At 72.5% G+C, this 17,187-nt stretch carries 14 protein-coding genes; 6 read left to right on the forward strand and 8 right to left on the reverse strand.

Features of this window, described 5'->3' with window-relative positions; all coding sequences use genetic code 11:
* Window positions 1–405: 405 nt before the first annotated feature.
* The 5 genes from ACIHAR_RS12070 to ACIHAR_RS12090 all read left to right on the forward strand — a co-directional run bounded on the left by ACIHAR_RS12070 (window position 406) and on the right by ACIHAR_RS12090 (window position 6,356).
* Entirely contained in the window at window positions 406–1,293 is an 888-nt protein-coding gene (locus tag ACIHAR_RS12070; RefSeq protein WP_400018902.1) for an oxygenase MpaB family protein, read from the forward strand.
* 127 nt (window positions 1,294–1,420) lie between these two features.
* Window positions 1,421–2,236 carry an SAM-dependent methyltransferase gene (locus ACIHAR_RS12075; protein WP_400018904.1) on the forward strand — a complete coding sequence of 272 codons (816 nt, stop codon included), beginning with the start codon at window positions 1,421–1,423 and terminating at the stop codon, window positions 2,234–2,236.
* Window positions 2,237–2,394: 158 nt separating this feature from the next.
* On the forward strand, window positions 2,395–3,873 hold the full coding sequence (locus ACIHAR_RS12080) for a glutamate--cysteine ligase (RefSeq protein WP_400018906.1): 1,479 nt from the start codon (window positions 2,395–2,397) through the stop codon (window positions 3,871–3,873).
* A gap of 156 nt (window positions 3,874–4,029) precedes the next feature.
* Complete coding sequence (locus ACIHAR_RS12085) at window positions 4,030–5,679, forward strand: protein kinase (RefSeq protein WP_400018908.1); 1,650 nt, start codon at window positions 4,030–4,032, stop codon at window positions 5,677–5,679.
* Window positions 5,676–6,356 (forward strand): hypothetical protein, encoded by a 681-nt coding sequence (locus ACIHAR_RS12090; protein ID WP_365456916.1) that lies wholly within the window; start codon window positions 5,676–5,678, stop codon window positions 6,354–6,356. The genes ACIHAR_RS12085 and ACIHAR_RS12090 overlap by 4 nt, the downstream gene beginning before the upstream one ends.
* 69 nt (window positions 6,357–6,425) lie before the next feature.
* On the opposite strand, the gene ACIHAR_RS12095 is transcribed toward ACIHAR_RS12090, so the two are convergent.
* From ACIHAR_RS12095 to ACIHAR_RS12105, 3 genes are all read right to left on the reverse strand, one after another.
* Window positions 6,426–7,283 (reverse strand): MBL fold metallo-hydrolase, encoded by an 858-nt coding sequence (locus ACIHAR_RS12095; protein WP_400018911.1) that lies wholly within the window; start codon window positions 7,281–7,283, stop codon window positions 6,426–6,428.
* Between the two features lie 153 nt (window positions 7,284–7,436).
* Window positions 7,437–7,598, reverse strand: a complete 162-nt coding sequence (locus ACIHAR_RS12100; protein ID WP_365456922.1) for a hypothetical protein — start codon at window positions 7,596–7,598, stop codon at window positions 7,437–7,439.
* 21 nt (window positions 7,599–7,619) lie between these two features.
* Window positions 7,620–7,877 (reverse strand): hypothetical protein, encoded by a 258-nt coding sequence (locus ACIHAR_RS12105; RefSeq protein ID WP_365456925.1) that lies wholly within the window; start codon window positions 7,875–7,877, stop codon window positions 7,620–7,622.
* A 93-nt stretch (window positions 7,878–7,970) separates the two neighbouring features.
* Here ACIHAR_RS12105 and argG point away from each other — a divergent pair, with 93 nt between their 5' ends.
* Complete coding sequence (gene argG / locus ACIHAR_RS12110) at window positions 7,971–9,425, forward strand: argininosuccinate synthase (RefSeq protein WP_365456928.1); 1,455 nt, start codon at window positions 7,971–7,973, stop codon at window positions 9,423–9,425.
* A 200-nt stretch (window positions 9,426–9,625) separates the two neighbouring features.
* On the opposite strand, the gene ACIHAR_RS12115 is transcribed toward argG, so the two are convergent.
* The 5 genes from ACIHAR_RS12115 to ACIHAR_RS12135 all read right to left on the reverse strand — a co-directional run bounded on the left by ACIHAR_RS12115 (window position 9,626) and on the right by ACIHAR_RS12135 (window position 16,947).
* A complete protein-coding gene (locus tag ACIHAR_RS12115; RefSeq protein WP_400019151.1) occupies window positions 9,626–10,072 on the reverse strand; it encodes an SPW repeat protein in 447 nt (148 codons plus the stop codon).
* Window positions 10,073–10,182: 110 nt separating this feature from the next.
* A complete protein-coding gene (locus ACIHAR_RS12120; RefSeq protein WP_400018913.1) occupies window positions 10,183–11,415 on the reverse strand; it encodes an SGNH/GDSL hydrolase family protein in 1,233 nt (410 codons plus the stop codon).
* The gene (locus ACIHAR_RS12125) at window positions 11,412–13,781 is read right to left on the reverse strand and encodes a glycosyl hydrolase family 95 catalytic domain-containing protein (RefSeq protein WP_400018915.1); all 2,370 of its coding nucleotides are present in this window, start codon (window positions 13,779–13,781) and stop codon (window positions 11,412–11,414) included. The genes ACIHAR_RS12120 and ACIHAR_RS12125 overlap by 4 nt, the downstream gene beginning before the upstream one ends.
* A 58-nt stretch (window positions 13,782–13,839) precedes the next feature.
* Window positions 13,840–15,636, reverse strand: coding sequence for a carbohydrate-binding protein (locus ACIHAR_RS12130; protein WP_365456937.1), 1,797 nt, complete (start codon window positions 15,634–15,636; stop codon window positions 13,840–13,842).
* A 126-nt stretch (window positions 15,637–15,762) separates the two neighbouring features.
* On the reverse strand, window positions 15,763–16,947 hold the full coding sequence (locus ACIHAR_RS12135) for an ROK family transcriptional regulator (RefSeq protein ID WP_365456940.1): 1,185 nt from the start codon (window positions 16,945–16,947) through the stop codon (window positions 15,763–15,765).
* Window positions 16,948–17,187: the final 240 nt, after the last annotated feature.

The following is a 17,187-nucleotide window of genomic DNA, read 5'->3' on the forward strand; positions in this document are numbered from 1 at the left end:
CGCTTGGTCATGACCGCCCGTCCGGGCGGCTACGTCACGGTGTCCCGCCCGGGTCACGGCGACGCCCCGCGACCGGTATGCGGCCGTCACGGTCGAGCGGATCCGCGAGGCGGGCCGCACCCTGGTCGTCGGCTCCGTGACCGGCGAGGACGGGTCACGGAGACGACGTACCGCATCGCCCTCGCACGACGCCGACGCCGTTCGGCGCCTCAGGTTCGCCCGGGCGGCGCTGACGACTGCGTCCCGCTCCGGCCCGGGCGAACGTTTGTGCCCGGTGGCAGCGGGAAGCCGGGGACGGACGGAACGCCCGCCGGAGGGGCGGCCGGGACGACAGGTGGACAGCCGTACCCACACGTCCTCCGTCTCGGCCACGGTTCAGCGGGCCGGGAGGAGGCGACGGCAGCCATGAGGACGACCCCCTCGGGCGGCACCGGCCCCAGACAGCGGCTGGGCAACGGTCTCTTCGCCCGTGTCGCCGGGCCGGACGGCCCCCGTAACCGCGCCCGCATCCACGGCACCCCCGGTCCCCGCTGGTTCGGGCCGGAGCGTCCCGTCCGCCAGGTGCACGGCGACGCCTCGATGTTCATCGGCGGACTCTCCGCCCTGCTGCTCCAGTCGCTGCACCCGCTCGCCATGGCGGCCGTCGCCGCCCACTCGGGTTTCCGCGGCGACCCGTGGGGCCGGCTCCAGCGCACCAGCACCTTCCTCGCCACGACGACCTACGGCACCGCCGAACACGCCCAGCGGGCCTGCGACCGGGTCCGCGCGGTGCACGAGCGCGTCCACGGGGTGACCCCGGACGGCGAGCCCTACCGCGCCTCGGACCCGCACCTGCTGTGCTGGGTCCATGTCGCCGAGATCGACAGCTTCCTCCGCGCCCACCAGCGCTACGGCCTGCACCCCCTGTCGGACGACGAGTGCGACGGATACGTGGCGGACATGGCGCGGGTCGCCATCGCGCTCGGCATCCCCGATCCGCCGCGCGACACGGACGAGCTCGCCGCGCGGCTGGCGTCCTACCGGCCGGAGCTGAGGGCCAGCGCACAGGCCCGGGACACCGCGCGCTTCCTGCTGCTGAACCCACCCGTCCCGCTCGCCGCCCGCCTGCCCTACGGCGTGCTCGCCGCCAACGCCGTCTCGCTGCTGCCGGACTGGGCCGCCGACGCACTGCGCCTGCCCCGGTTCCCGGTGGTGGAGGACCTGTGCGTACGGCCGCTCGGCTCCGCCGTGACCGCGGCGATCCGGTGGGCGATGACACCCGTCCGGCGCGCCCCGGTCGTGCCGCCGGGCTGACGGGGCCGCCCCGGAAACCACCGGGCCGAACCCACGGGAAAGGTGAACTGATGTGCGCAGGAGTGCCGTTGGGACGTACGTTGTGCCTTGGACATTCCACGCCTCGGCTGAAAGACGGACACTCCTCATGACCGACTCCGCGACGACGCCCGGACCGGCGGCGCACCAGAAGATCGACACGTCGGTGCCGCACTCGGCCCGCATCTGGAACTACTGGCTCGGCGGCAAGGACAACTACCCCGTCGACGAGCAGGCCGGCGACGCCTACACCGCCGTCTTTCCCGGAATCGTGACCATCGCCCGGAGCAGCCGCGCCTTCCTGCGCCGCAACATCACGTACCTGGTCTCCGAGGCGGGCATACGGCAGTTCCTGGACGTGGGAACCGGTCTGCCCACCGCTGACAACACGCACGAGGTCGCCCAGCGGATCGCCCCGGAGGCCCGGATCGTCTACGTCGACAACGACCCGATGGTCCTGTCGCACGCCCGTGCCCTGCTCTACTCCTCTCCGCAGGGGGCGACCGCCTACGTCGACGCCAACGTGCTCGACACGGACCGCATCCTGGCGGCCGCCGCCGAGACGCTGGACTTCAGCCGCCCCACCGCCCTCATCCTGAGCAACATCCTCGGTCACGTCGCCGATTACGACCGGGCCCGTTCCATCGTGACCAGCCTGATGGACGCCCTGCCGTCCGGCAGCTACCTCTCCGTCAACGACGGCTCGCTGGGCGTCGATCCCGTCTTCGAGCAGGCCCAGAGCGCCTACAACGAGAGCGGCGCCGTCCCGTACATCCTGCGTTCCGTCGACGAGATCACGGCGTACTTCGACGGTCTGGACCTCATCGAACCGGGCGTCGTCTCCGTCCCCCACTGGCGTCCGGACCCTGGCTCGCCGGCCGCGGCCGCCATCGCCGAGCACGGTGGCCTCGCGCGCAAGCCGTGAGGCGTCGCGGCACGTGAGACGTGGCGTCCCGTGACGCGCCGACCGTCGCACGGCGTGTCACGGGCACCGCCGCCACCTGGGAGCTCGCGTGGTCAGGGTCGTCCGGGGATGCGACGCTGGGGGAACAAGGTTCCTATGAAGGGAGCCCGGGAGGACCGATGGGACGGGACGTCCCGGCGCTGGTCTTCACCCGCGAGGACCGCCGCCGTTACCGGATCAAGATGCAGGGATGCCTCGACGCGTTCGCGCAGATGCTGCGGGAGGCACGGTTCGAGTCCGAGCGGCCCCAGGTGGGCCTGGAGATCGAACTGAACCTGGTGGACGAGCGGGCCGAGCCGGCGATGCGCAACAGCGACGTGCTCGAGGCGATCGCGGATCCCGCCTGGTCCACCGAGCTGGGCCGGTTCAACCTGGAGATCAACGTTCCGCCCCGCCGTCTCACGGAGGGCGGCCCCGACGCGTGGGAGTCCGAGATCCGCACGGCGTTGAACCACGCCGACGAGCGCGCCAGGTCGGTCGGCGCACGTCTGATCATGATCGGCATCCTCCCCACACTGCGGCAGGAGGACATCGGCGAGGGAGCGCTGTCGGAGAACCCGCGCTACCGGATGCTCAACGACCAGGTCTTCGCGGCTCGCGGCGAGGACCTGCGTATCGAGGTGGACGGCGTCGACCGGCTGCGGACGTACGCGGACACGATCACCCCCGAGGCCGCCTGCACCAGCACCCAGTTCCATCTGCAGGTCTCCCCCGAGGAGTTCCCCGGCTACTGGAACGCGGCTCAGGCGATCGCCGGGGTGCAGGTCGCGCTGGCGGCCAACGCGCCCTTCCTGTTCGGCAAGGAGCTGTGGCACGAAACCCGTATCCCGCTGTTCGAGCAGGCGACCGACACCCGCCCGCAGGAGATCAAGGTGCAGGGCGTGCGGCCCCGGGTGTGGTTCGGGGAGCGGTGGATCAACAGCGTGTTCGACCTCTTCGAGGAGAACCTCCGCTACTTCCCGGCGCTGCTGCCCCTGTGCGACGAACAGGACCCCCAGGAGACCCTGGACCAGGGCGACATCCCCGAACTGGCCGAGCTGACCCTGCACAACGGCACCATCTACCGCTGGAACCGGCCGGTCTACGCCGTCGCGCACGACACTCCGCACCTGAGGGTGGAGAACCGTGTCCTGCCCGCCGGCCCGACCGTCGCCGACACCCTCGCCAACGGCGCCTTCTACTACGGGCTCACCCGTGCCCTGGTGGAGGAGCAGCGGCCCGTGTGGTCCCGGATGTCCTTCGCGGCCGCCGCGGACAACCTGCACACGGCGGCGCGGCACGGCATCGAGGCCCGCCTGTACTGGCCGGGGATGGGCGAGGTACCGGTCCCCGAACTGGTCCTGCGGCGTCTGCTGCCGCTGGCGCACCGGGGGCTGGAGCACTCCGGGATGGACGACGCCTGGCGGGAGCCGCTGCTCGGCATCATCGAGCAGCGGTGCGTGACCGGCCGCAACGGAGCGGTCTGGCAGAAGGAGATGGTCCACCACATCGCCGCCACCACCCGTTCCGGCCGTCACGAGGCCCTGCGGCGGACGACGCAGCAGTACATCGACTACATGCATCTCAACGCCCCCGTCCACACCTGGCCGGTCGACTGACCGGGGCGCCGCCCGGCAGCCGTGACCGCGTCGGCGAACCGCTCGACGATCCGCGCGTGCCGCAACCGGACCGGCCGAAAACGTGTCTCAGTCCGCGTGGCCCGGAGTTCCGGGACCGCGAACCGAGGACCTGCGGCGGGTGGGGGGGGGACGGCGATGAACGGATGGGCGGTGCCGGGGTACTCCGAGTCGCTCGAGCTGGGGTCGGGGGCGAGCGGACGGGTGGTTCTGGCCGTCCACGAACCGACCGGTGTGCCGGTCGCGGTGAAGTACCTCAGCGAGTCGCTGCGGACGCGCCCGGACTTCGTGCACGGCTTCCGCGCCGAGGCGGAACTGCTGGGCGGCCTGAGCAGCCCGTACGTCGCCGGTCTCTACGAGTACGTCGAGGCGACCGACGGCGCCGCCATCGTGATGGAGCTGGTGGACGGCGTCTCCCTGCGGACCCTGCTGGCGAGGGAGGGCCCCCTGTCGCCGGAGGCCGCGCTGGTCGTCCTCAAGGGCTCGCTGCTCGGACTGGCCGACGCGCACCGGGTCGGTGTGGTCCACCGGGACTACAAGCCGGAGAACGTCCTGGTCTCGCCGGAGGGCCTGTCCAAACTCGTCGACTTCGGCATCGCCGTGGAGACCGGCCTGCGCGCGGGCGTCGCCGGCACCCCGGCCTACATGGCCCCCGAGCAGTGGACCGGCGCGCCGGCCTCGCCCGCCGGGGACGTGTACGCCGCTACGGCGACGTTCTTCGAGTGCCTCACGGGCCGCAAGCCGTACACGGGCGGCAACCTGGCCGAGCTGGCGCTGCAGCACGTGCAGGGCGCCGTGCCGGTCGAGGAGGTGCCGGAGGGGGTGCGCTCCCTGGTGCGCCGTGGACTCGCCAAGTCGGCGGACCGGCGTCCCTCGGACGCGGCGGCGTTCGTCGCGGACCTGGAGGAGTGCGCCGTCGCCTCGTACGGCGGCGACTGGGAGGAGCGCGGGCGCGGGCGCCTGGCCTCGCTCGTGGCCCTGCTGCTCTTCCTCCTCCCGTCACCCTCCGGGGCGCCTCGCTCCACCACCGACACGGCCCGCACGGTCCTCACCGGGGACGCGGGCGGGGGCCCTCTCCGTCCCTGGCGGCCCACCTGGTCCGGCGTCGCGGTGTCGGCGGCCGCCGCGCTGCTGGCGTTCCTCCTCGCCCAGGACATCGGTCAGGGCGCCGCGGCGAACGCCGGGCCGGCGGCGCAGGCCCGCGCCACCACGAGCGCGACACCGGTCGCGGGCGGGGAGACGGTGCCGCCCGGCACGGCGCCACCGCCGTCGGCGTCGGCCACGACGACCCCGCCCGTTCCGGCCGACCCGTCGACCGGCGCCCCCGGCCTCTCGCCGGAACCCTCCACTCCCTCGGCGCCGCCCACGTCGGCCACGCCGGGAGCCGGTGCGACGAGTGAGGCCCCCTCGGCCCCGAGCTCCCCCGCCGCCCCGTCGGACACCTCCTCCCCGGCCGCGCAGCCCGCCGTCAAGGACGTCTCGGTGTCCGCGTTCCGGCAGACCGGACCGGACACGGCCACGGCGACGATCACCGTCACCACGGACGGCACCGGGCCGGTCGCCCTCACCGTGGGCTGGTTCACGGGAGACACCGCCGGTCAGCCGGGCGCCGGGGACGGGCAGCCCACCACCCATCGGCGCAGCGGCGCCACCCAGTACACCTTCACCGTCGACCACACGTTCCAGGGCCTCGGCTGCTACTGGACCGTCCAGGCCACGAGCAGTCCCGCGTCCGCCGACGGCGGTGCGTCGCAGCAGCTCCTGACACGACGATGCGAGATCCGATGACCACGCCCGACGGCCGGACCGCCCCCGGCTCCACGCCCGGCGTCCCCGCCCCCGCGACGGCCCCGGCCGGGGACGACGACTACAGCGCCACCGTGCTGGCCAGTCACTGGATCGAGCGGCCGGAGCCGGACACGGCGGTGCTGGAGGTGCCGACCGGCACGGCGACGCCCGGTGACGGCGACGCGACCGTCCTGCGCTTCGGTCCCGGGGTGACCGCGGCCCTGGCGCATCGGCCGCACGCCACGCTGCCCGCGGCAGCGCGACCCGCTCCCCCGGCGGCTCCGCCGCGGCGGCTTCGCAGGCACGCCCTGCCCGCGCTCGTCCTGGCCGCCGCCGTCACGTTCCTGTTCTGGCGTGAGCACGCCGCGGCCCCGCTGACCGTGCGGGAGGTGACGGTGACGGCCGCGCGGCACCTGACCTGCGACGAGACAGCCGACATCGTCGGAGTCGTCCGGACGGACGGCCGCCCCGGCACGTTCTCCTACCAGTGGGTGCGCAACGACGGCACGACCTCCGAGGTCCTGCGCGCCACGGTCGGCGGAGGGCGACAGCACACCCGGCTGAGTCTGCTGTGGGCCTTCCAGGGCCGGGGCAGCTTCACGGCCGAGGCGGAACTGCGCGTGCTGTCTCCCGCCCACCGCTCGGCCGCCGCCCGGTTCTCGTACGACTGCCCTTGAGCGGCTCGCCCGGCACACGCACGGCTCGGGCCGGTTCAGGGACGGCGTCCGCCCCCGGCGGCCCACGTGTCAGACCACGGTCGGCGCCGCCCCCGGCGCGGCGACGATCCGCGCGCGCTGTCCGTGCGGGCAGTGGACGAGGCGATCGCCGAGGCCGCAGGCGTCGGCCTCCGCGAGGAACGCGGACAGCGGGGACCGCATGACCGTGTAGTCGCCGTAGTGGACGGGCAGGACCAGGCGCGGGTCGAGCCGCCGGGCCAGCTCCGCTCCCTGTCCGCCGTCCATGGTCACCACGAAGCCGCCGGGCAGGCGTGTGCCGCCCAGGTGGAGAACGGCCAGGTCGGCAACCGGGAACCGCCTGGTTATCTCGTCGAGGGCGTCGTGGACGAGCGTGTCGCCCGAGACGTACAGCCGCAGTCGCACGGGTCCGCCGACGGGACCGAACTCGAGCATGCTGCCCATCACCGGTGGCAGCAGACCGCGCAGCACGGGCTGCGCGGCATGCCGCCCCGGCAGCGCCGTCACCCGCATCTGTGCGTCACCGTGCCGGAGCGTGAGCCCCTGCCACGTGCGCAGCCCGGCCGTTCGGGAGAAGCGGTGCAGGACCCTGAGACGGCGTGCGGCGTGCGGCGTGGTCAGGACCGGCACCGTGTGGTCGAGGTGCCTTCGCGCCTCGCGGTCCCAGTGGTCCCCGTGCAGATGCGACAGGACGATCGCGTCGAGGCCGGGCAGGTCGCCGATGTCGACGGCCGGTTCGGTCAGACGGCGGCTCAGCAGTCCGTAGCCGAGGTAGGCGTACTGGCCGCGGTGCAGGAAGTTGGGGTCGGTGAGCACGGTGAGCCCGCCGTACCGCATCAGGACCGTCGCGTTGCCGATGAAGTGGAGGTCGATCGCCTCGTCGGTGCCGTGGTCGGTGTTCCGCGCCATGGCCGCTCCGTTCGAGGAGGTGGTGTGGGGCTGTGAGGAAGGGGCGCCGACCACGTTGGCCGGCCCCAGCCGCGGCGCCGGCCGAGGCCCTGGGCACCGCGTGCCGCTCTGGGGGCCTCAGCCGTGGGCCGGTCGCCGGCCGACGTGACGGTGTCACTGTTCCTCGAAGTCCTCGGGGCGGATTCCGGCTTCCTCCATCGCTTCCCGGACGGTGCGCCCCGTCCCGCCCGGCGCCTTCTCCTCGGCGGCCTTGCGTTCCGCGACGACCTCGTCGGTCGTCCCGGTCTTCGGCCGGTTCTCCTCGGGCACGGTCACGACGTCTCCTCTCGCTCCGCGTCAGGGCTCTCGGTGCTGCTCGGGGTCGGCTTCGTCGGCGCCGCTGCCGGTGCGGCTCGGCTGGCCGCCCCCGCTGGTCCCGTAACCGCCGGGCACGCCCGGAACGCTGTCGGCGTCCGCCTCCTCGCGGGAGATGTGCCGGGTGGCGCGGACGTTGGCACGCCGCTCGGCGTAGGGGTAGCTGAACGGCTGCGACGCTGCCCGCTCCTCCTCCGCCTTCCGGATATCGGATTCGTGGTCTTTGTCGTGCTTCGCCATGGTGTGCGGGTTACCCGGCGGACCGACGCCATGCAGTGATCCGGGTCGCGAAACTGTTTTGCATAGTCATGCTTGTTCGTGCATACTCTTCCTATGTCCAAGGTCCTCACCTCCCTTCCCGCCGGCGAGCGCGTCGGCATCGCCTTCTCCGGCGGTCTCGACACCTCGGTCGCGGTCGCCTGGATGCGCGACAAGGGCGCCGTCCCGTGCACCTACACCGCCGACATCGGCCAGTACGACGAGCCCGACATCGCCTCGGTGCCCGGCCGTGCGAAGACCTACGGCGCCGAGGTCGCGCGCCTGGTCGACTGCCGCGCGGCGCTGGTCGAGGAGGGCCTGGCAGCGCTCGCGTGCGGGGCGTTCCACATCCGCTCGGGCGGGCGCGCCTACTTCAACACCACGCCGCTCGGCCGCGCCGTCACGGGCACCCTGCTGGTCCGGGCGATGCTCGAGGACGACGTGCAGATCTGGGGCGACGGCTCGACCTTCAAGGGCAACGACATCGAGCGGTTCTACCGCTACGGCCTGCTCGCCAACCCGCACCTGCGGATCTACAAGCCCTGGCTGGACGCGGACTTCGTCACCGAGCTCGGCGGCCGCAAGGAGATGTCGGAGTGGCTCCTCGCCCACGGCCTCCCCTACCGCGACAGCACGGAGAAGGCGTACTCCACCGACGCCAACATCTGGGGCGCCACCCACGAGGCCAAGACGCTGGAGCACCTGGACACCAGCGTGGAGACCGTCGAGCCGATCATGGGCGTGCGGTTCTGGGACCCCACCGTCGAGATCGCCACCGAGGACGTGACGATCGGCTTCGACCAGGGCCGTCCGGTGACGATCAACGGCAAGGAGTTCGCCTCCGCGGTGGAGCTGGTCATGGAGGCGAACGCCATCGGCGGCCGTCACGGCCTGGGCATGTCGGACCAGATCGAGAACCGCATCATCGAGGCCAAGAGCCGCGGCATCTACGAGGCGCCCGGCATGGCCCTGCTGCACGCGGCGTACGAGCGCCTGGTCAACGCCATCCACAACGAGGACACCCTCGCTCAGTACCACAACGAGGGACGGCGCCTCGGACGGCTGATGTACGAGGGCCGCTGGCTGGACCCGCAGGCGCTCATGGTGCGCGAGTCGCTGCAGCGCTGGGTCGGCGCGGCCGTCACCGGTGAGGTGACGCTGCGGCTGCGGCGCGGCGAGGACTACTCGATCCTCGACACCACGGGCCCCGCGTTCAGCTACCACCCGGACAAGCTGTCCATGGAGCGTACCGAGGACTCCGCGTTCGGCCCGGTGGACCGGATCGGCCAGCTCACCATGCGCAACCTCGACATCGCCGACTCGCGCGCCAAGCTCGAGCAGTACGCCGGCCTCGGCCTCATCGGCACCGGCAGCCCCGCCATCGGCGCCGCCCAGGCGGCCGCGACGGGCCTGATCGGCACTATGCCGGAGATGCCGGAGGGCGGCGCCGACGCCATCGCCTCCCGCGGCGAGGTCTCCGCCGACGACGAGATGCTGGACCGCGCCGCGATGGAGTTCGGCACGGACTGACCACCCGGTCGTGCCGCCGAAGCGGGGCCCGCCCCACCTTCCGCGCCACGCCTGGACCCGGAACCTGGGCAGGGAACGCATCGGCAAAGGCCGGCTCGCGCCACGACGGCGTCGAGCCGGCCTTTCCGTTCCCGGAACCGGTGGTCAGAGGCGGTCGGAGTCGCCGCGGCACCCCCACGGCCCGGCCGGATCCGCCACGCCTACGGGGTGGTCATGCGGCGCCCGGCCTGCGAGGACCGCTTCTCCCGGGCGGCGGCACTGGCCGCCAGGCCGAGCAGCAGGCACAGAGCTCCGACGATGACGTTGTTGACGATCGTCCTGACGGTACTGACGTCACCCGCGACGACCCAGGGCGAGATGATGGTCCAGGCGCCCAGCGCGCAGGCGGCCCACGGCATGCTGTGCGTGCGTTCGTAGGCGCGGCCGAAGCCACCGCTCATCAGCAGGGCGTAGGCGATGCCCACGATCAGGTTGTTCACCGTCAGGGTGGACAGGTTGTTGAACCCGGCGATCCAGGGAGAGGCCGCCAGGTACACGCCGGTGAGCAGGGCGAGAGCTTCGACGGCCTGCGCCCTGGGCGTACTGGTGACGCGCTCCGCCATCTCGTGGCGGTCGCGCATGGCAATGATGTCGGGATGGGTCTCCATCGACGACCTGGGGGAGGTTGTCACTCCCATCACCTCCGGTGACATTCCGGTAGATATCGGGCTTCGGACGGGTACCCCGGTCGCCCCCCGACCGAACCAACCGGCCGTGTTCATGCCCGGGATCCGGTGTCCGGCGGTCCGCCGGCGCAGTCGAGGCGGGTGAGGTCCACGGCGTCGGCCATCGCCTGCATGCCCTTGTCGTTGGGGTGGAGGTGGTCGCCGCCGTCGAGGAACGGCAGCATCCGCTCGGGGTCGTAGGGGCTGCGCAGGATCCGGTCGAAGTCGGTCACCGCGTCGAACTCCCCGCTGGTGCGGATGAACCGGTTGACCTCCTGCCGTACGGATTCGGCGGCCGGGTCCCATTCCGGCCAGCCCTTGAACGGGCCGACGGTGGCGCCCACGACGCACTTTTGGGCGGCGTGCGCCCGTTCGATGATCGCCCGGTAGCCGGCGACGATGTCCTCGGCGGTGACGCCGGTGTGTGCCTTGATGTCGTTGACGCCCTCGAAGAGGAACACGGTGCGCACGCCCGGCTGGGACAGCACGTCCCGCTGCAGCCGGCCGAGTGCGCTCTGTCCCGCTCCGTCCGCCAGGACCTTGTTCCCGGAGATGCCCTCGTTCGCGACCCCCTTCACCGCGGTGTCCGCTCGCAGGAGCCGACGGGCCAGGTAGTCGGGCCAGCGGCGGTCGAGGTCGGTCGTGGACTGCCAGCCGTCCGTGATGGAGTCGCCGAGGGCGACCACGGCGCCGGTCGCGCTGCCGGTCCGCACGGACACGGCGTCCAGGTAGAACCAGGAGCCGGTCGTCTCCGTCCAGTGGGCGCCGCTCTCCTCGGCGGTGTGGTCACCGGGGCCGGTGTACGACGTCTGCAGGGCCATCCAGTGCCCGGTCGCCGGGCCCGCCGCGTCGGGGGTGTGCAGGCTGACCACCAGGTCGAGCGCCGCCGCCCACCTGCCGGGCAGCGGATCACTCCACACGGTGGCGCCGGCGGGGACGGTGACCGAGCGTGCGCCGTCGAAGGTCAGCCGCCGGTTGGAGCCCCGCACCAGTTCGGCCCCGGACGCGCGGATGCCCGCGTGGACGCTGCCGAAGGTCAGCGGCCGGTCCCCGAAGGCGTTGGAGAGCCGGATCCTCAGGTCGCTCCCACCGACGCTGGTGCGGACGACCAGCCGGTAGCCGCGGTCGGCGGCCCCGTCTCCCATCCGGTCGGCGCTCGCGCCCCAGGTGATGACGTCGTGCTCGCGGTCGGCCGCGCCCGCGGCGGTCGCCGGGGTGGCCTGGAGCGCGGCGGTGAGGAGGAGGACGGCCAGGGCGCGGCGCAGGGGCCCGCGGTGGGCCCTCATCGGACGAAGTCCTTCAACGTGACGGACTCGCCCGGCTCCAGGCTCACCGTGCGGGACACCCCGGCGCACTCCACCTTCGTGGTCCGGCCGCCGACACTGCGGAGCCGTACGGAGGTGGGTCTGCCGTCCCGCCAGCGCAGGTCCAGGACGAACCCGCCGCGCGCCGGGAGACCGGTGACGTGTCCGGACCGCGCCCAGGCGTCGGGGAGGGCGGGGAGGAGTTCCAGGTGCCCGGGGCGGGAGTACAGCAGCATCTCCGACATCGCCGCCGGTGTGCCGAAGTTGGCGTCGATCTGGAAGATGCCCCGGCCCTGCTCCACCTGGTAGATGTCGAACAGGTTGAAGGCGGTGCCGTTGCCGCCGCCGGTCGAGGGGCGCAGGTTGGTCACGACCAGCCGGTAGGCCTTGTCGGCGTCCTTCAGGCGTGCCCAGCACAGACTGCGCCAGGCGTTGGCCCAGCCGAAGCTGTTCATGCCGCGCGCGGTGAGCAGGGCCATGGCACCGTCGACGATCTCCTCGGGGGTGGAGCCGTCGGGGCGGATGCGGTCGCCGGGGAAGAGGCCGACCAGCGGGGACAGGTGCCGGTGGGTCGTCTCGCCGAGGTCGTCGGGCGACATCCACTCCTGCAGCCGGCCGGTCTTCGGACTCACCTGCGGCAGGTACAGCCTCCCGCGCAGCGAGGCGATGGTGTCCGCGTAGCCGGCGTCCTTCCCCAACTCGGCCGCCGCGGCGCAGTAGTGGCCGAACAGTGCCCACACCAGTTCCTGGGCGTACGTGATGCCCTTGGCGTCGAGCGGGCCGTGTTCCGGCGACCAGTCGCTGTCGGCGATGAGCACCTCACGCGAGCCGCCCGGCAGGGTCGTGGTGAGCAGCCGGGCCTCCCAGAACTCGCAGGCGCCCTTGAGGAGCGGGTAGATCCTCTCCAGGTGCGTCCGCGACCGGGTGTACTCGTAGTGCTCCCACAGGGTGGTGCACAGCCAGGCGTTGCCGGCGGGGTGCCACCACCAGCCGCCTCCGCCGTAGGGGTTGGTGGAGATGGCGACGGTCCAGCCGGCGTTCCTGCCGGTCGAGTTGCGGTAGCGGTTGCGCGGGTCGTCGAAGAGGCGGCGGGTGAGGTCGGTCCAGGACGGGAGCTGGGCGAGGCAGTAGTCGGTGAGGGCGTCGAAGCACTGCGACAGGCCCGCGCGGTCGGCCATCCAGTAGTTCATCTGGAGGTTGATGTCGGTGTGGTAGTCGCTCATCCAGTCCGGGTCGTTGCCGTCGAGCCACAGTCCCTGGAGGTTGAGGGGCAGGCTGCCGCGGGATCCGGAGATCATCAGGTAGCGGCCGAACTGGAAGTAGGCCGCCTCCAGTTCGGGGTCGGGCACGCCGTCACGCGCGCGGGCCCGGAGGCGTTCCCAGGTGTCCAGGGAGCGTTGGGCGGCCGTGGACGTGCCGAGGGAGAGGTCCAGCTGCCCGTAGAGGTCGCGGTAGTCGGCGACGTGGGTGCGCAGGAGGGTGCCGGCCGGGTGGGCGGCCGCGGCACGGACCTTGGCGCGGGCCAGCTTCTCCGGGTCGAGGGTCGGGTCGCGGTACCCCTTGGACGCGTCCGGCGCGTAGTCGGTGCCGCCGCTGACCACGACCGTGAGGTCACGGCAGCCGGCGAAGTCGACGCGCGTCCCGTGCACCCGGACGCGGCCTCCGGTGCCGTACGCCGTCACCGCCGCGCCGTAGCGCAGTCCGTTGGGGAAGGCGGTGCCGAAGGAGACCGCCGCCCCTTCGCCGTGCGTCCCCTCCAGGGTCACCGAGCCGGTGTAGCGGCCGCGTCCGCTCTGGGTGAAGTGCAGGACGATCACGTCGTCGGGGCGGCTGGCGAAGATCTGCCGCCGGTACGTCACTCCGGAGCGGACGTACGAGCTGGTGACCAGGCCCTGGGCGAGGTCGAGGGTGCGGCGGTAGCCGTCCACGCCGGACAGGTCGTGGTCGGGGAGGTCGACGGTGAGGCGCGCGAGGAGGGTGAAGGAGCCGAAGTCGGAGCGGCCGTAGGGGAACTGGCCATCGGCGTCCAGGGTGTCGTTGAGGCCGCCGGTCCACAGGGTGGCGTCGGTGATCAGGAGGACTTCGCGGCCGGGATCGTTGCCCGCGAGGGCGCCGAGGCGGCCGTTGCCGACGGGCAGGCCCTGTTCGATCATCGAGCCGTCGTCGGCGGGGGCCTGCCACCACAGGTGGTGGCGCGGGTCGCTCCGCGGCGTGGTGGAGTCGGCGGGCCGTCGGGGCGCGGCGGAGGCGGTGAACGCGGGAAGGCTGCCGAGGGCCGCGGTGAGACCGGCCGTCGCGGTCAGGGAGAGCAGGGTTCTTCTGCCGGGGTCGGTGGGGTGGGGGTTCATGGCGGCTCCAGAAGTCTGCTGCGAAGGGGCCCGGCGGTGACGCCGGGCCCCCGGGGGTTCAGGAGGACTTCGGTACGTCGATCCTGTCGATGTCCGGCGCGTAGCCGGAACCGCTGTCGAAGGTGATCGTGTTGGAGCCGGCCTTGAGCGTCACGGGCACGTGGACGCTCGACACGGTCCCCCAGTCGCCCGTGGCGGGGAACTTGTGGCGGGTGGCGCCGCCTCCGTTGGCCGAGACGTCCGCCGAGCGGGCGTCACCGCTGATGTAGGCGACCTTGATCTGGTAGGTGCCCGCCTTGTCGACCACGACGTCGTGCACGGTCAGCCGACCGCCGAGGTAGAGGTTGCCGATCTTCTTCCCGCCGGAGCAGGCCGAGCAGTCGGCTACCGAGGCGTTGCCGCCGAGGGTGTTCGCCGGGGACTCGGCCTCGATGCCGGTGTACGTGATCGTGGCGCCGCGCGGGGTCACGGTGAACAGCCGGGACCCGTGGGCGGGCAGGGCCTGGGTGATTCCGTTCCGGTACGTGCCGAGGTTCTCGTGGTTCCAGAGGTCCCGGACGGCGGCCTTGCCGGTGAAGCCGAGGGTGGACCAGTCGGCGGTCACCGAGGCCGGCCTGTCGGCCAGGTTGAACAGGGCGACGGTGTGGGTGCCGTCGGGGTTCCGCGCGGCCCACACCTGCTGCGGGTCGGACGGGGTGACCGGACGTGCGGGCGGCGTGTCGCCCTGGTTGACCGCGATGACCTCGCGGTTGGTCAGCAGGGACAGGCCGTAGGAGTCGAGGCGGGTGAGGTCGTCGCCGGTGTAGAGCGGGGACTTGGCGATGGCCCACAGCGTGGCGTAGCTCTGCCGCTCGGCCTTGGTCAGGCCGTCCATCTCGCCGTTGCCGACGTCCAGGGAGTCGAGGTCGTTCCAGCCGCCGGGGCCTGCGTGCCGGGTCCAGGCCGGGACGTCGTCCCAGCGGTCGTCGACGGAGTTCTCCCAGCTGACCAGGGTGTTGCAGTAGCACTCGACGTCGGTGTCGATGCGCCAGCCCTGGGAATGCTTCTTCCAGTCGGCGACCCGTCCGATGTCCAGGGACCAGGACAGCTCCAGATGGATGGGGCGCCCGGTGGCGGCGATCGCCTTCTGCCAGGCGGCCACGTCGGCGACGTTGTCGTACTGGTCGCCGCTCTTTCCGGAGCCGGGGCCGACACCGTCCAGCTTCAGGAAGTCGTAGCCCCAGTCGGCGAACATCCGCGCCTGGGAGTCGACGTACTTCTGCGCGCAGGGCTTGGAGAAGTCCAGCTTGTAGGCGCTGTCCCAGCCGTTGGTCGTGCGCAGGTCGTCGTGCACGATGTCGGCGGTGGTGCACCCCTCGGCGTTCCAGACGGGCGTCTTCCCCTCGCCGTACGCCTCCTTCTCCAGGCCGACCGGCAGGTAGATGCCGGCTTTGAGGCCCTTGGCGTGGAGATCATCGGCGACGGCCTTCATGCCGCGGGGGAAGCGGCCGGGGTCCGCCTTCTGGCGGGCGTACTGGTCGAACGCGGGCTTCCACGTCATGTCGCGCCACCAGCCGGCGTCGATGTTGACGTACTCGTAGCCGTACTTCTTCAGCTTGGCGGCGAGGGCGCCGGCCTGCTTCAGGACGTTGGCCTCGGTGAGGTAGCTGTAGTCGCCGTCGGGGTTGAGGCCGGGGTACTTGGACGACTGCATGCTCCAACTCGACCAGCCCATGTACGGCTTGGCCGCGACGGCGGGCGGGGCGGTCTCGGCGTGGGCCGTCGGGGCGACGGTCCCGGCGGCCGCGGCGACGGCCAGGACCACCACGGCTCTCAGGGCGCGTGCGGGCAGGGCGGGGTGCGGGGGTGACCACATGGGCCGTACCTCCTGGGGTGGGTTTCGGCGGGGTGGCTCGGGGCGGCTCGGCCCTTGCCCGAGCCGTGGGGGGTGCTGTGGACCGGCGCCGGGGTGCGGGGAGGGCGGCGGTGGGGTGCTGTCCGGTCAGGTGGGGTCGGTGATGAAGGACTGGATCGCGGTGGCGGCGGCTCCGCGCGCCCACTCCTCGAAGGGCAGGGGGCGGGTCTGTACGTCGCACCGCGCGGCGGAGCCGAAGGCGGCGGCGGTGAACGCGTCGCGGATCTGCTCGGCGAACAGGTCGTAGGCGGCCAGCCCCTCGCCGGAGATGATCACGCGTTCGGGGCCGAGGAGATTGGCCACGGTGGCGATGCCCCGCCCGATGGCCTCCCCTGCGCGGGCGTACACCTCCCTCGCGCCCGCGTCGCCCTGGTGGGCGAGGGCGAGGGCCGCGCCGGCGTCGGCGACGTCCGCCCCCGTGACCTCACGGACCCGCCGGACGATCGCGGCGTCCCCCGCGATGGCCTCCACACAGCCCCGGTTGCCGCAGTGGCAGGGCGGGCCGGACGGGTCGACGGTGACATGCCCGATCTCCCCGGCGACGCCGTGCGCGCCGGAGACGACCCGGCCGTGGACGACCAGGCCGCAGCCGATGCCCGCGCCGACCGTCACCACGGCGAAGTCGGCCAGCCCCACGCCGGCGCCGAACCACTGCTCGGCGACGGTCAGGGCCCGGACGTCGTTGTCGACGGTGACCGGCAGCCCCGTGGTCGTGGCCGCCAGCTCGGCGAGCGGGACGTCCCGCCACTCCAGGAACGGCGAGTAACGCACCACGCCCTCGCCGCGGTCCACGTCGCCGGAGACCGAGACGCCGAGCCCCATGACGCGCACGCCGAAGCCGTCCGCCTCGGTCAGCAGTTCGTGCACCAGCTCCGTGACGGAGGCCAACACCGTTTTCGGGTCCCGGCCGGTCAGGGGTACGTGCCGGGCCAGCAGGAGGCGACAGCACAGGTCCGTGAGGACTCCGATGACCTCGTCGCCGGTCACCTTGACGCCGGCGAACAGCGCTCGCCCTCCGTCGACCCGGACCAGGTTCGCGGGCCGGCCGAGCGCCGGGCGCGCCTCCGCGTCCGTGTCCTCCACGAGGTAGCCGGCTTCGATCAGCGGGCGGACCGCCTTGGTGACCGCTGCCGGTGACAGACCCGCCCGCCGTGCCACCTCCAGCCGGGTGAGCGGCCCCTGCGACAGGACGGTGGTGAAGATCTGTGAAGCGGCCGGGGTGTGGGCCGGGAACGTCTCGACCGACGAGGACGAGCGGGACGAGGAGCGCATGGCCGGGAACCTAGGGCCCTTATTTTCCACTGTCAATGAAAGAAACAGGAATCCACTGAAAGTCGGCTGTGAGGCCTCCCTCTGCCTTGGAGTGCGCCTGAGAGGTGCGCCCTTGACGGGCGATCCAAGGCCGTATCGCACCTTCACGTCACGCCCTCCTGCCCGCGGACGCTCCGGGAGGACCGACGGGAACGGGCGACTGCGCGAGCGGCGGGGCGGGCGACTGCGCGAGCGGCGGGC

It is taken from the genome of Streptomyces sp. NPDC052016 (assembly GCF_044548445.1).
Lineage (GTDB): Bacteria > Actinomycetota > Actinomycetes > Streptomycetales > Streptomycetaceae > Streptomyces.